12 protein-coding genes and 1 pseudogene are annotated in these 13,475 nt (G+C 66.8%); 7 read left to right on the plus strand and 6 right to left on the minus strand.

What is annotated here, in order from left to right:
• Positions 1-198 precede the first annotated feature (198 nt).
• Positions 199-1,428 carry a GGDEF domain-containing protein gene (locus AC1DQ3_RS12655; protein WP_477120536.1) on the plus strand — a complete coding sequence of 410 codons (1,230 nt, stop codon included), beginning with the start codon at positions 199-201 and terminating at the stop codon, positions 1,426-1,428.
• A 7-nt stretch (positions 1,429-1,435) separates the two neighbouring features.
• Here AC1DQ3_RS12655 and AC1DQ3_RS12660 read toward each other — a convergent pair whose 3' ends face one another.
• From AC1DQ3_RS12660 to AC1DQ3_RS12670, 3 genes are all read right to left on the minus strand, one after another.
• Positions 1,436-2,287: a citryl-CoA lyase gene (locus AC1DQ3_RS12660; RefSeq protein WP_477120537.1), complete on the minus strand. Its 852-nt coding sequence runs from the start codon at positions 2,285-2,287 to the stop codon at positions 1,436-1,438.
• Positions 2,284-3,483 (minus strand): CaiB/BaiF CoA transferase family protein, encoded by a 1,200-nt coding sequence (locus AC1DQ3_RS12665; RefSeq protein WP_477120538.1) that lies wholly within the window; start codon positions 3,481-3,483, stop codon positions 2,284-2,286. Before AC1DQ3_RS12665 ends, AC1DQ3_RS12660 begins: the two co-directional genes overlap by 4 nt.
• Positions 3,484-3,578: 95 nt before the next feature.
• Entirely contained in the window at positions 3,579-4,565 is a 987-nt protein-coding gene (locus tag AC1DQ3_RS12670) for a Bug family tripartite tricarboxylate transporter substrate binding protein (RefSeq protein ID WP_477120539.1), read from the minus strand.
• Positions 4,566-4,829: 264 nt separating this feature from the next.
• Between AC1DQ3_RS12670 and AC1DQ3_RS12675 the strand changes: the two are divergent.
• Positions 4,830-4,973: pseudogene (locus AC1DQ3_RS12675) on the plus strand (type II toxin-antitoxin system PemK/MazF family toxin); the annotation flags it as partial.
• A 136-nt stretch (positions 4,974-5,109) separates the two neighbouring features.
• Here the strand turns inward: AC1DQ3_RS12675 and AC1DQ3_RS12680 are convergent.
• The gene (locus AC1DQ3_RS12680; protein ID WP_477120540.1) at positions 5,110-5,832 is read right to left on the minus strand and encodes an MgtC/SapB family protein; all 723 of its coding nucleotides are present in this window, start codon (positions 5,830-5,832) and stop codon (positions 5,110-5,112) included.
• 338 nt (positions 5,833-6,170) lie between these two features.
• Between AC1DQ3_RS12680 and AC1DQ3_RS12685 the strand changes: the two genes are divergently transcribed.
• Positions 6,171-7,724: a methyl-accepting chemotaxis protein gene (locus AC1DQ3_RS12685; RefSeq protein WP_477120541.1), complete on the plus strand. Its 1,554-nt coding sequence runs from the start codon at positions 6,171-6,173 to the stop codon at positions 7,722-7,724.
• Between the two features lie 29 nt (positions 7,725-7,753).
• Here the strand turns inward: AC1DQ3_RS12685 and AC1DQ3_RS12690 are convergent, their stop codons facing one another.
• Positions 7,754-8,218: a YjjA family protein gene (locus AC1DQ3_RS12690; RefSeq protein ID WP_477120542.1), complete on the minus strand. Its 465-nt coding sequence runs from the start codon at positions 8,216-8,218 to the stop codon at positions 7,754-7,756.
• Between the two features lie 212 nt (positions 8,219-8,430).
• Between AC1DQ3_RS12690 and AC1DQ3_RS12695 the strand changes: the two genes are divergently transcribed.
• The 4 genes from AC1DQ3_RS12695 (at position 8,431) to AC1DQ3_RS12710 (ending at position 12,472) form a co-directional block, all read left to right on the plus strand.
• Complete coding sequence (locus AC1DQ3_RS12695; protein WP_477120543.1) at positions 8,431-8,691, plus strand: hypothetical protein; 261 nt, start codon at positions 8,431-8,433, stop codon at positions 8,689-8,691.
• 175 nt (positions 8,692-8,866) lie between these two features.
• A complete protein-coding gene (gene hpnD, locus AC1DQ3_RS12700; RefSeq protein ID WP_477120544.1) occupies positions 8,867-9,715 on the plus strand; it encodes a presqualene diphosphate synthase HpnD in 849 nt (282 codons plus the stop codon).
• A gap of 55 nt (positions 9,716-9,770) precedes the next feature.
• Complete coding sequence (gene shc, locus AC1DQ3_RS12705; protein ID WP_477120545.1) at positions 9,771-11,786, plus strand: squalene--hopene cyclase; 2,016 nt, start codon at positions 9,771-9,773, stop codon at positions 11,784-11,786.
• Positions 11,783-12,472, plus strand: coding sequence for a phosphorylase (locus AC1DQ3_RS12710; RefSeq protein WP_477120546.1), 690 nt, complete (start codon positions 11,783-11,785; stop codon positions 12,470-12,472). Before shc ends, AC1DQ3_RS12710 begins: the two co-directional genes overlap by 4 nt.
• A 141-nt stretch (positions 12,473-12,613) precedes the next feature.
• Here AC1DQ3_RS12710 and AC1DQ3_RS12715 read toward each other — a convergent pair whose 3' ends face one another.
• A complete protein-coding gene (locus tag AC1DQ3_RS12715; RefSeq protein WP_477120547.1) occupies positions 12,614-13,462 on the minus strand; it encodes an MlaA family lipoprotein in 849 nt (282 codons plus the stop codon).
• Positions 13,463-13,475 lie beyond the last annotated feature (13 nt).

The raw sequence follows: 13,475 nt of genomic DNA on the forward strand, positions 1-13,475 counted from the left end.
CGCCATCCGAATCTGATGCAAAACCGACACGAATCCGACGCCGTTAGTCAGGGACAACCCATGCCCAGCTTGTCGGGGGTGCCCGGCAGGGCTCCGTGACGCTATCATGCGCCTTTGCGAAATCGCCCCAACATCTGGCCGCCCCCCCAACTCTTTCCGTCAACGTCACCGGCAACACGGTATCTTCAAAGGAATCCCGTGCAGTTAGACCAGCAAACGATCGTCGTCGTCATGGTGGTTGTGTACGCCAGCGCGCTGGCCATTTCGGCGGGCCTGCTGGCAGCCTTGCGCCCCAGCCAGGCTGGCCGCCTGTGGGCCTGGGGGCACCTGCTGGTGTCGGCGGCCGGACTGGCGCTGGCAGCCAATGCGTCGGCGCGGCTGGTCTATGTCAGCGCCGCGGGCGCGGCAACGTTCATTGCCGGCAGGCTGCTGATCTACCGCGGCGTGCGGGTCTACGCCGGCCTGGCCTCCCGGGACCGCACGCTGGCGGTGGGCGTCACCGTGGCCGGGCTGGCGCTGCTCGGGGCCGCCGGCATGGCCCACAACGAAGCGCGGATGCACGTGATCGGCTATGGCAGCCTGTCCCTGGTGGCCGCGCTGACAGCCGTCACCCTGCTGCGCACGCATGGTGGCCAGCGCAGCATCGGCACGCCGCTGGTGATCGTCGCCAGCCTGATGCACCTCACCACGCAACTGGCCGGGTTTGCCGCCGGCTTGAGCGGCGCGGTGGCTTCGGGGCCGTTCTACGCCAGCAGCGCGAACGGATTCCTGCTGCTGACGCCGCTTGTGGCTACCTTGCTGGGATTGTTCGGCTTCACAATCATGGCGATGGAGCAGGTGATCGCCGTCAACGAGGACGGCGCCCGGATTGACGCGCTGACGCGCCTGCTCAACCGGGGGGCACTCGACAAGGCGGCGACCAGCCTGGTGGCCGCATGGGAGCGCCACGGACAGCCCTTGTCATGCCTGGTGATCGACGTCGATCATTTCAAGCAGGTCAACGACCGTAGCGGCCACCATGCCGGCGATACCGTGCTCAAGCTGATTGCGCAAGCCATCGACAACTCGCGGCGCGCCTCCGATGTGGCCGGCCGCTATGGCGGCGAGGAATTCTGCATCCTCTGCCCGCACACCGATGAAGGCCAGGCCACGGCGCTGGCCAACCGGATCCTGAAGAAAGTCCGTTCCATCCCGCTGCCCGGCCAGGGCGCGGCAACCGCCAGCGTCAGCATCGGGGTGGCCGAACTGCGCGGCGGGGCGGCAGGGGTAGAGGGGCTGTGGCGCGCGCTGTTCGCTGCGGCCGACCGTGCCCTCTATGCGGCCAAGGAGTGTGGCCGGGACCGTTTTGCGCTGGCGTCCTGGATGGCGCCGGCCACGCGGCCGGTCCCCGGCGACGTGGGCGACTCCGCCCACGTGCCGAGCCGGTAGGTTTCGCTCAGTCCTGCGCCGGGGGCACGTCCCGCGGCGGATGGCCGTCATAGGTCCAGATGTACTGGCGCGGGATCGGGCCCTTGTTGCGGCCGCCTTGCCCGGTCTGCTCCCATGCGTGCGCCAGGATGCCGACGGAGCGCGACAGGCAGAACAGCCCGCGCGCCAGCGGCGCCGGGAAACCCAGCTCCGCATAGATCACGGCCGTGGCGCCGTCGATATTCATGGGAATGGGTTTGCTGCGACCCGCGCCCAGTTCGGCCTCCACCGCGCGTGCGATGCCGGCAAAGCGTCCCGTGACCACGCCTTCGCTGGCGGCCTTGTCCACCAGCGCCAGCAGGCGCGGGGCGCGCGGGTCCAGCGGATGGAAGCGGTGGCCGAAGCCGGACACGAACTTGCCGTGGTGGTCGCGATAATTTGCCAGGGCAGCCTTGACCGCCTCTTCCTGCGCCTGGCCGCCGTCGATGCGCCGCGCCACGTCCTGGTACAACTCCACCGCCTGCTCGCCGGCGCCGCCGTGCACGTCGCCCAGCACGTTGACGGCCGAAGCCATGGCGTTGTTCAGGCCCACGCCGCAGGTGGCCGCCATGCGGGCGATGGCGATGCTGGGCGCTTGCGGGCCATGGTCCACCGCCGACATCAGCGCGGCGTCCAGCAGTTCACCCTGTCCACGGCCCGGCAGATCGCCGCGCAGCATCAGCCAGATCATCTGCGCGAACGACACCTGCCCGATCAACTGCTCGATGGGGTAGCCCCGGTAGCGAATCTCGCCGGGCTGCATATCGATGATCTCGGTGCGCCACCAGTCCTGGGATAAACGCTGGCCTTCGTTGATGGGTTCGCTCATGGGTTCGCTCATACCGCACGCTCCTGTTGCAGGGTTTCGATGTCCGCCTCGCCATAGCCGAGCTGGGCGAGGATCTCGCGGGTGTGCTGGCCGAGTTCCGGTGGTGGCGTATCGACGCGCGGGGCTTCCCCATTGAGCTTGAAGCCCGTGCGCACCAGCCGGATGTCGCGGCCCACGCCGGGCACGTCGGCAAAGTCGCCGATCATGCCGCGCCCGCTGACCTGCGGGTGGTCCAGCGTTTGCGGCACGCTGTAGACCGGGCCGGCCGGCACGCCGGCCTCGTTGAACAGTTTCCACCAGTCGTCGGCGGATTGCCTCGCCAGTTCGGCTTCCAGCTCGCGCGTCAGTGCCGCGCGGTTGGCCAGCCGTGCCTGGCGTTCGGCAAAGCGCGCGTCGGTGGCGAGTTCCGGGCGGCCCACCACGCGGCAGACCGCTTCGAACTGTTCCTGCTTGTTGGCGGCAATATTGATCAGGCCTTCGCCGGTATGGAAGGCGCCCGACGGGCTGGCCGTCATGTTCTCGTTGCCCATCGCCGCCGGGGTCTTGCCGGCGATCAGGTAGTTGGAGACCACCCAGCCCATGGTGGCCAGGGTGGCTTCGAGCATGGAAACATCGATGAAATAGCCGTCGGTGCGCTGGTGGTCCGCCAACGCGGCAGCCACGGCGAAGGCCGCGGTAATGCCGCCGATGGTGTCGGAAACCGGGTAGCCCACGCGGTAAGGCGCGGTCTGCGGGTCGCCGGTGATGCTCATCACGCCGGACATGCCCTGGATGATCTGGTCGTAAGCCGGCAGGTCCGAGAGCGGCCCGTCCTGGCCGAAGCCGGAAATGGCGCAGTAGATCAGCTTGGGATTGACCAGCTTGAGCGCCTCGAAGCCCAGCCCCAGGCGGTCCATCACGCTGGGGCGGAAGTTCTCCACCAGCACGTCGGCGCTTTCCACCAGCTTGCGCAACACTTCCTTGCCGCGCGCGTGCTTGAGGTTGACGGTAATGGAGCGCTTGCCGGGGTTCTGCGCCAGGAAGGACACCCCCATCAGGCGGCTGTTGAGGTCGGCGTCGGCGCCGAGCTGGCGGGCGAGGTCGCCGGTGCCTGGCGTTTCCACCTTGATGACTTCGGCGCCCATATGGGCGAGTTGGTGGCAGCAGAAAGGCCCGGCCAGCACATTGGTGAGGTCGAGCACGCGGATATGGCGTAACGGTTTTTGCATGAGGCGGATTCCAGATGTCAGTGCCGGGGCTGGCCTCGTGGCAGCGAAGCCGGCCCCGGATGCGGAGCGTTCAGGGCGGTGAAGGCCGAATGCCCTTACTCCACCTTGGCGCCGGACTGGCGCACGATGGTGCCCCAACGGGTGTTTTCGGCCTTCATGAACGCGGCCAGCTCAGCGGGGCTGCCGCCGCGCGGCTCGCTGCCTTCCTCGCGCATCCTGGCGATGGTGTCAGGCTGGATGATGGCCTTGTTGATTTCCTCGTTGACCCGCTTGACCACATCCGCCGGCGTGCCGGCCGGAGCCACCAGGGCCTTCCAGTCTTCAGCCTGGAAGCCGGCGTAACCGCCTTCGATCACGGTAGGCACGTCGGCCAGCAGCGGCAGGCGCTTGGCCGATGTCACCGCCAGCGCGCGCAGCTTGCCGGCCTTGATCATGGGCAGCGCAATGGGCGGCGTGGCGAAGTAGAAATCGGTCTGGCCGCCCAGCAGGTCGGTCAGCGCCGGGGAGGCGCCCTTGTATGGCACGTGCAACATCTTGATGCCGGCACGGCGGGCAAACAGCTCACCGGTAAGGTGGCCCACGGTGCCGGTGCCGGCCGAGGCCATCGAGAGTTGCTTGCCCTTGCCGGCGGCAACGAGGTCGGCCAGATTCTTGTACTGCGCATCCTTGCGCACGATCAGCACCAGCGGTTGGGCGGAAACCAGTGCGACCGGCGTGAAATCCTTGATCGCGTCGTAAGGCATCCTGGGATACAGCGTGGGGTTGATCGCCAGGTTTGCGGTCTGGCCCATGCCCAGGGTGTAGCCGTCCGGGCGGGCCTTGGCGACCGCGTCCATGCCGATGTTACCGCCCGCGCCGGCGCGGTTTTCCACTACCACGTTCCAGTGGGTGGTCATGCCGACCTTGTTGAACACCAGCCGCGCCATGACGTCGGTGCCGCCAGCGGGGGGGAAGGGGACTACCAGGCGGACCGGCTGGCTCGGGTAGCCGTCCGCGGCAGCGGGTGTCGCGCCGGCGGCGAGCATGGCCGGGACCGCGAGGAGCAGGAGGGCGCGGAGGATGCGGGAGGGGATGCGGTTCATTCTGTCTCCGGATTTGGATGGTGTACGTGCTGCCGCGTGGCTTTTGTGTTCTGTAGAATAGAACAATGATCTTACTTAAAGAATTTCATCGAGAGAATAGGAGGGGTGGGGAGGGTTGTCAAGATCCCGCTGTTTATGGATCGGCGTTGGTTTTGGACCCAACACGCATCGCTCCGTATCTGGCAGTGTCCAGGCAAGAGCGGCGGGAGGCGATCACGCGCTGGTGACGGGCGAATTCTCCAACGCGGGTGATGCGGAGCTCGTGTGGTAGCGCGCGGTGAAATATGGCCGGTCGCGTTGGCCCCGACCTTGGGTAGCGAGATTCAGAAAGCGCGCCCCTGCGTGGTCGTGTCACCGGCGGAGTTGCACGACCCTCTGCGCACGGTCATCGTTGCGCCGATGACGACCACGAAGCCCATCCATATGAATTCTTTGCCGCGCAAAGAAAAATGACCGGCAGCCCCCGCAGGGGGGGATGTCGTATGTTTTGGGTCCAAATACCAACACCGATCCATAAACAGCGAGAGCCCCCGGTAAGCCCCGCTTAGTCCGTAGTACTCGGACTCCAAAACGCCTGACGAATAAACGCCGATTCCGCCAGCTGCGCCATCAGCCGATCCAGTACTTCCCCATCCACCGAAGTCGAAGTCAGCACCGCCTCAATTTCCACATCGCTATCCCCAAACGCACGCACCTCGAGATCCCGCGTCGGAAAGTCCCCGGACTCCAGCGTTTGCTCCAGCAATCGCAAGGCCTGTTTCTGCGACTCACGCGGTGCGATCACATAGACCGTGTTGGTGACTTCCACGGTGGTCGTGTCCATCGGTTGCTGGTTGATGCGGTTGACCACCGGCCTGAGCAGCGTATTCGCGGCCAGCACGAACACACAGCCCAGCGCTGCCTCGAAGATCAGGTCGGCGCCCGCACAGGCGCCGATCGCCGCCGAGCCCCAGAGCGTGGCCGCGGTATTCAACCCGCGCACATTGCCTTCCTCGCGCATGATCACGCCGGCGCCGAGAAAGCCGATCCCCGACACCACATAGGCCACGACTCTCACCGCACCGTCATGGCCGGCCATGCGGTTGGCCATGTCGACGAAGATGGCGGCGCCTACCGCCACCAGGACATTGGTGCGCAGTCCGGCGGTGCGCTGGCGGATCTGCCGCTCGTAGCCGATCACCGCGCCCAGCACAAAGGCGGTGCTCAGGCTGACGGTAGTGTCGAGCAGCGAGTCCAGGTTAATGTTCTGAAAGGCTTGGAGGGACATAACGGTTTTCCCCGGTCTTGAAGTTATCGTTCTTGATACCCGTGCTTCCTGCGTGTTTCCTTTTACGCCGGCCAGGTTTCATCCCGATGTCACCGAGTGCGCCACCGCGCACAGACGAGGCCGTATCGCGAAGGCGTTCGCCATCGGCGTGCCGCAAAGCGCGGCCACGATGGGATCTTTCGTCATCATGATCCTTTTTGCGGCATATACGTCTCTTCTTTGCTATTTTTTGCGGCTTTCAAGGATTGACGCTAAAGAAGCTGACGGCGCATTCCGATATCGGGGGACGCCGCGTGCCTCCTGCATCGCTGGTACTTGTCTCGAGAAAACGACCCCCCATGAATCACCTGACCTTGCGAAAAAAGCTGTGGATTCCCCTGGTGCTGGCCTGGCTCGGCCTGCTCCTGCTGACCGTATTGCACGCCTTCCAGACCCGCCAGCTGGAGATGGCGGACCGCCGCGGCGAGCTTGCCAACGTGGTCGATATGTCGCTCTCCCTGGTGCGCGACTATGCCGAGCAGGCACGCCAGGGCAAGATGTCCGAGGAGGAGGCCAAGGCCCAGGCTACCGCCCGCATTGCCGCGCAGCGCTACGGCAAGGACGGCTATATCACCATCGTCGGCGCGGATTCCACGCTGCTGATGCATCCCATCAACGCCAAGCTCAATGGCAAGAACATGCGCGATTTCAAGGACGCCAAGGGCAACGCCTTGTACGCCGAGATCGCGGCGCGCGGCGCTTCGCCGGAAGGTACGGGACATCTGGACTACTGGTGGCCCAAGCCGGGCAGTGACCAGCCGAGCCCGAAGATCGGCTACGTGGCACGCTACCAGCCCTGGGGCTGGGACCTGGTCGCGGGCACCTATATGGACGACGTGGAGGCGCAATTCCGCAGCTCGCTGTACCAATCGTTCGGGCTACTGGTCTTGCTCGGGATCGTGATCTCCGCGGTGGCGACGCTGCTGATCCGCAGCATCCAGCGCTCGGTGGGCGGCGAGCCCGCCACCGCCGCGGCGCTTGCCTTGCGCATGGCCGGCGGCGACCTTACCACGCAGGTCACGCTCGACCCCGACGACCGCTCCAGCCTGATGTATGCCATCGGGCATATGCGCGACCAGCTCACGCGCACGGTGTCGGGGATCCAGCAGTCAGCCGAAGCCATCACCTCGGCCGCGCAGGAAATTGCTTCGGGCAATACCGACCTGTCGAGCCGTACCGAGCAGCAGGCTGCCTCGCTGCAGCAGACCGCGGCCAGCATGGAGCAGATCACGGCAACCGTGCGCCAGAATGCCGACAACGCCACCGAGGCCAGCCAGTACGTGGCCGATGCCTCGCAGATCGCGCAGCAGGGCGGCAGCGTGGTGAGCCAGGTGGTGGACAAGATGCGCGGCATCACCGCCAGTTCGCGCAAGATCAACGACATCATCGGCGTGATCGACGGCATCGCCTTCCAGACCAATATCCTGGCGCTGAACGCCGCGGTGGAAGCCGCTCGCGCCGGCGAGCAAGGGCGTGGCTTCGCCGTGGTGGCGGGCGAAGTGCGCACCCTTGCGCAACGCAGCGCGGGTGCGGCCAAGGAGATCAAGACGCTGATCGTCGAGTCGGTGGGCCAGGTCGACAGCGGTTCGGCCCTGGTGGAGCAGGCCGGCCAGACCATGGCCGAGATCGTCAACGCGGTCAGCCGCGTGACGTCCATCATGGATGGCATCGCATCGGCCACCGCCGAGCAGCGCACCGGCATCGAAGAGGTCAATCGCGCGGTCGCGCAGATGGACCAGATGACGCAGCAGAACGCGGCGCTGGTGGAGCAGGCGAGTGCTGCCGCCGCATCGCTGGAAGACCAGGCCGACGCCCTGCAGCACGCGGTGTCGGCCTTCCGCCTGGCTGCCTGACTACCAGCCCCCGGCCAGGGCAGCGCTGCCTACAGTAACGATTTGCCCTGGGCGAGGATCTTGTCGCAGACCTGCTTGGTGACCTGCTCCTTGAGGCCGCCACCGCTCAGGTCGACCTGCTTGCCGTCGCTGCTGTTCAGGATGCCCTTGGCGCCGTCGGCATAGCCGGTATCGGAAGTGGGCGAGCTGCCACCGACCTTGCCCAGCAGTTTGTCCTTGAGCGAAGCGGCGCCGCTGGCGCCGCTCAGATAGTTGTTCTTGACGCAGAACTCCAGCACGCCGGCGACATTGCCGGTGCTGCCGGACGTCAGGGATTGCAGCGAAGGCATGCTGCTCATGCCGCTGCCAAGGCCGCCGAGCCCGCCGGACGAGCCTCCGCTGCCTTGCGTCGCGCCTTTGAGCATGTCCCCGAGTTGCGCGTGCGCGGCCACCACCGGTAGCAGCGTGGCGATCAGGATCTTCACGGCGGTGTTGCGATAGGTGCAGGCGTTCATGCGGCGTTCCTCTCGGCTTGGTGGAAGACAGCTTTCACTATAGTGCGTGGCAGGTTTGCCATTGCTCGCAATCCTGCCCCATTTCGCCAGCGTCCACTCCGATGCCGTGGTGCGCCGCAAACCGCGAAAACCGCTCCGGTGCGTGTCCCAGGGCACATCAAGGGGGCAGGAGGCTGGCCTACACTGGCGCCATCCATCCGAGGAAGGCCGTCATGAACAAGCTAAGGTCCAGCCGTCTGCTCGACCGCATCTCGCCGCTTGTACTGGCCGAGCTGCGCCGCATGCATGCCGCCGCCGAAGCGCAGCGGGGCCCAACGACGCAGTCGCAAGCCGCGCCGCTGGCCGCGGGGGAAGCGGACAAATTCGACGAAAATCAAAAAAGTGTTGCCAATTGGACGGAAATTGCTCGTTACGACCCGGAGCAGGGCATTTTTGTGATGACGCTTCGGATCGCCGGCCAGCGTATCCGATAAGCGCGCCGCCCCGGACGGAGCCCCTCATTGGGCTGCGGGCCGCGCCCGTGGCGGGACTTGGTATAATCGCCCCCTATCCCAAACATGCCGCCTTGTGCTGCGTGCCTGGCCGAGGCGACAAGCCAGGGCGAGGCAGCACAGCAGCACGGCGGTCCAACGCGTGACGAGGAGTTACGTGGCCGGAACAGAAATCTCAGTGCAAACCGTCCCGCTAGCCGGCAATGCCGTATCGTCCGGCAGCTCATTCCATACCGCCCTCAAGATCCTGCCCGCCGCGCAACGCGAGGCGATGTTCGAGATCTATGGCTTTTGCCGCGCGGTGGACGATATTGCCGATGGCGACGGCCCGCGCGCCGGGCGGTTGGCCGGGCTGGATGCCTGGCGCGCCGATCTTGCCGCGTGCTATGCCGGCGCGCCGCCGGCCGCATTGCGTGGCCTGGCCGCCCAGATCCAGCGCTTCGGGCTGCTGCAGGAGGATTTCCTCGCCGTCGTCGATGGCATGGCAATGGATGTCCTTGCCGATATCCGCGCGCCGGACAACGCCACCCTTGACCTGTACTGCGACCGCGTGGCCAGCGCGGTAGGGCGGCTGGCCGTGCGCGTGTTCGGCATGGAGCGCGACACCGGCGTGGCACTCGCGCACCACCTCGGCCGCGCGCTGCAGCTCACCAATATCCTGCGCGATATCGACGAAGACGCAGGGCTTGGCCGCGTCTATCTGCCGGCCGAGGCGCTGGCCGCTGCCGGTGTGCCGATCGGCGCGCCGCAGGCCATCGCCGGCCATCCCGCCATTGGCCGTGCCTGCGTTGAAGTGGCGCAGCAGGCTCAGGCGCACTATGTGCAGGCTTTCGCTATCATGGCGGGTTGTCCGCGCCGGACCGTGCGCTCGCCACGCATCATGGGCGAGGTCTACCACGTGATCCTGCAGCGTTTGCTGGCCCGCGGATGGGCCAGCCCGCGCGAGCGCGTCCGGGTACCGCGGCCGCGGCTGTTCTGGATCCTGCTCCGGCATGGCCTCATCTGAGGCGATCCCGCGAGGTATTGCTGATTGCGTTGTTGAAAAGAGGGCATCGAGACCGATGAGCCAAGTAGCACTAACCCCTAAGCCGGCTACGGCCGTGCAGGGTGCGCCGGAGCATAGCGAGTTGCAAGGCACGCTCGACCGCGCGCTTGACGCCTTGCTGGCGACCCAGCGGCCGGACGGCCACTGGGTATTCGAGCTGGAGGCCGACGCCACCATCCCGTCGGAATATGTACTGCTGGTGCACTACCTGGGCGAGACCCCGGATACCGTGCTGGAAGCGCGTATCGCGCGCTACCTGCGTCGCATCCAGAATGCCGACGGCGGCTGGCCGCTGTTCCATCAGGGGCGCTCGGACATCAGCGCCAGCGTCAAGGCGTATTTCGCCCTCAAGATGATTGGCGACGATACCGAGGCCGAGCACATGCGCCGCGCCCGCGCGTCCATCCATGCCCAGGGCGGTGCCGAGGCCAGTAATGTCTTCACCCGCACGCTGCTGGCGCTGTACGGCGTGATGCCGTGGCAAGCGGTGCCGATGATGCCGGTCGAGATCATGCTGCTGCCGCTCTGGTTCCCGTTTCATTTGTCCAAGGTGGCGTACTGGGCCCGTACGGTGATCGTGCCGCTGCTGGTGCTCAACAGCTTGCGTCCCCAGGCGAAGAACCCGCGCGGCGTGGGCATCGACGAATTGTATGTCCGTCCGCGCCAGGCGGCCCGCCCGGCCCCGAGAGCGCCGCATCAGAAGCGGGTTTGGTTCAGTGTCTTCAGCGCGCTCGACGCCTGCCTGCGCGTGGCCGAGCCGTTGTTCCCGCGCAGCCTGCGCAAGCGCGCCATCGTGCGTGCCGAGAAGTTCGTGCGCGAACGCCTGAACGGCGAGGATGGCCTGGGCGCCATCTTCCCGGCCATGGCCAACGCGGTGATGATGTTCGACGTGCTGGGCGTGCCGCGTACCGATCCCGATGTGGCGGTGGCACGCGCTTCCATCGAAAAGCTGCTGGTCGTGCATGGCGACGAAGCCTATTGCCAGCCGTGCCTGTCGCCGGTGTGGGATACCTCGCTGGCCAGCCACGCCTTGCTGGAAGTCGGCGGCCCGCGCGCCGAGGCGGCAGCGGAGCGCGGCCTGCAATGGCTGCGCCCCCTGCAGGTGCTGGACGTGCGCGGCGACTGGATCGTGCGGCGCCCCGACGTGCGCCCGGGCGGCTGGGCCTTCCAGTACGCCAATCCGCACTATCCGGACGTGGACGATACCGCCGTGGTCGCCATGGCCATGGACCGCGCGGCACGCTCCGGCGCAGCGGCGCCTGCCGTCGCCCCGGCGAGCCATCGTGCTCGCTACGAAGAGGCGGTCAGCCGCGCGCGCGAATGGGTGGCCGGCATGCAGAGCGCCAACGGCGGCTGGGGCGCTTTCGAGCCCGAGAACACGCATGAATTCCTGAACAATATTCCGTTCGCCGACCACGGCGCCTTGCTCGATCCGCCTACCGCCGACGTCTCGGCGCGCTGCCTGTCGATGCTCGCGCAACTTGGTGAAACCGCGGCCAGCAGCACCGCGTTCCGGGATGCGTTGCGCTACCTGCTCGACGAGCAGATGGCCGACGGCAGCTGGTACGGCCGCTGGGGCATGAACTATATCTATGGCACCTGGAGCGCGCTGTGCGCGCTGAACGCCGCCGGCCTGCCGCCCGAGGCGCCGGAGATGCGCCGCGCCGCCGCCTGGCTGGTCTCGATCCAGAACGCCGATGGCGGCTGGGGTGAGGATGGCAGCAGCTACCGGCTCGACTACCGGGGCTATGAGTCCGCGCCGAGCGTGCCATCGCAAACCGCATGGGCCGTGCTGGCCCTGATGGCGGCAGGCGAGGTCGATCATCCCGCCGTGGCGCGGGGCATCGCCTGCCTGGTGCGCACGCAGCAGGCCGACGGCCTGTGGAACGAGGCGCGCTTCACCGCGGTGGGTTTCCCGCGCGTGTTCTACCTGCGCTACCACGGCTATGCCCGCTTCTTCCCGCTCTGGGCGGTGGCGCGCTACCGCAACCTGCGCCGCGACGGTACGCGGGCCGTGGCGTGGGGGATGTGACCGCGCCAGGTCTGGCAGCTTCGCATGCCGATCCCACGCTCGTGGTGACCGGCATGCGCTTCGAAGCCCGCATTGCCGCGGGTCCCGGCATCGAAACCCTCCATGGCTTACGCGCGCAAGCGTTGGCGCAAGGTTTGCGGCAACGCCTGGCGCATCCCTGCGCGGGCGTGATCAGCTTTGGCGTGGCCGGCGGGCTCGATCCCGCGCTTGTGCCGGGCAGGGTGATCGTCGCCACCGCGATCCATGATGGCGAGAGGTCGCGGCCAGTCGATGCCGGCTGGTCGCGCGTACTTTCCCTCGCCTTGCCGGATGCCGTCTCCGGCTCACTGGCGGGCGCGGACCAGGCGGTGACCTCGGTGGCGGCCAAGACGGCGCTGCACGCGGCTACCGGTGCGCTGGCCGTGGACATGGAGTCTCACATCGCGGCGCGGGTTGCCCAGGAGTTCGGGGTGCCGTTTGCCGCCTGCCGGGTGGTGATCGATCCCGCGCTGCGGGAAGTGCCGCCCGCCGCGGTGGCCGGGATGGGGGCCGATGGCGGTACCGATATCTGGGCCTTGCTCAAGGCGCTGCTGGCGGGGCCGGGACAGGTGCCGGATTTGATTCGGCTGGGCAGGGATGCCAGGGTCGCCAGGCTGGGATTGCAGGCGGTTCGGGGCAGGGTGGGAATGGGGTTTGGCTTGGGGTGAGGCCGGGCGGTGTTTTTCCTCCACCGGGGTGTTCCCCTCTACCGCCTGCGGAAGAGCGGAGAGCGGAGAGGGAGCAAACGCCGCCGTCATTTCAAACGGCCTTGGCGCTTCCTGTCAGCCGTTCAGCGCAAGTTACGCGCCTCAAGGCTTCTTTTCTTCCGCTTCCGGCTTCTTCTCTTCCCCGCCGGCCGGCGCGGGAGCCGCCTTTTTGGCAGGCGCTGGCGCAGTCCCCATCGCGGGTACTGGCGCAGCCCCTTCCGCGGGCGCTTCCGTATCCTCGTAATCCGGCAATTTCCCGCCACCGCCCTCGATCAGATACTGCCGGCGCTGCCGGTACCCGTCCCGCACGAAGCTGTATTTATCCAGCGCCGCCAGCGACAGCAGATCGGTCGCGCCCAGCGCGTTGGTACGCGCGTCGAGGAAACCCACGCCCCACAGCGCCAGCTTCGCGTCTCTGTCGAGCCAGGTGGTAGGCGACAGCTGGAAATTCACGTACAGCCCCACCCCGTCGCGAATCGAACTGGGGCCGAACAGCGGCAGCACCAGGTAGGGACCGGCGGGCACGCCCCAAATGCCCATTGTCAGCCCGAAGTCCGTGGAATGCTTGCCCAGGCCGGCTGGCGTAGCGATATCGATCAGGCCGCCGATGCCGAGCACCGAGTTCATCGCGACCCGCATGAAGCTTTCCGCCGCGTTCACGCCATTGCCTTGCAGCAGGCTGTTGACCGTATTGCCGACGTCGGCCAGGTTCGAATAGAAATTGGTGATGGCGGTGCGCACCGGCTGCGGCGTGATGGCGCGGTAGCCCTTGGCCAGCGGGGTCGCTACGTACTCGTCGGCCTTGTCGTTGACTTTGAAGACAACGCGGTTGAGCGGCTCCAGCGGGTCGTCCGGACTGGCTTGCGGGCCGGTCGCGCAAGCCGTGGCCAGCAGCGACAGGGACAGCGCCGGCAGGAGGCGCGAGATGCAGGGGACGGTGCGATTTATCATGATGGGGTGACGT

It is taken from the genome of Cupriavidus sp. 01T418 (genome assembly GCF_056398885.1).

Bases quoted from the DNA above. Each gene is read 5' to 3' on its own strand.
- AC1DQ3_RS12660 (WP_477120537.1), bottom strand. From the start codon at position 2,287: ATGAGCGAACCCATGAGCGAACCCATCAACGAAGGCCAGCGTTTATCC.
- AC1DQ3_RS12665 (WP_477120538.1), bottom strand. From the start codon at position 3,483: ATGCAAAAACCGTTACGCCATATCCGCGTGCTCGACCTCACCAATGTG.
- AC1DQ3_RS12670 (WP_477120539.1), bottom strand. From the start codon at position 4,565: ATGAACCGCATCCCCTCCCGCATCCTCCGCGCCCTCCTGCTCCTCGCG.
- AC1DQ3_RS12680 (WP_477120540.1), bottom strand. From the start codon at position 5,832: ATGTCCCTCCAAGCCTTTCAGAACATTAACCTGGACTCGCTGCTCGAC.
- AC1DQ3_RS12685 (WP_477120541.1), top strand. From the start codon at position 6,171: ATGAATCACCTGACCTTGCGAAAAAAGCTGTGGATTCCCCTGGTGCTG.
- AC1DQ3_RS12690 (WP_477120542.1), bottom strand. From the start codon at position 8,218: ATGAACGCCTGCACCTATCGCAACACCGCCGTGAAGATCCTGATCGCC.
- AC1DQ3_RS12695 (WP_477120543.1), top strand. From the start codon at position 8,431: ATGAACAAGCTAAGGTCCAGCCGTCTGCTCGACCGCATCTCGCCGCTT.
- shc (WP_477120545.1), top strand. From the start codon at position 9,771: ATGAGCCAAGTAGCACTAACCCCTAAGCCGGCTACGGCCGTGCAGGGT.
- AC1DQ3_RS12715 (WP_477120547.1), bottom strand. From the start codon at position 13,462: ATGATAAATCGCACCGTCCCCTGCATCTCGCGCCTCCTGCCGGCGCTG.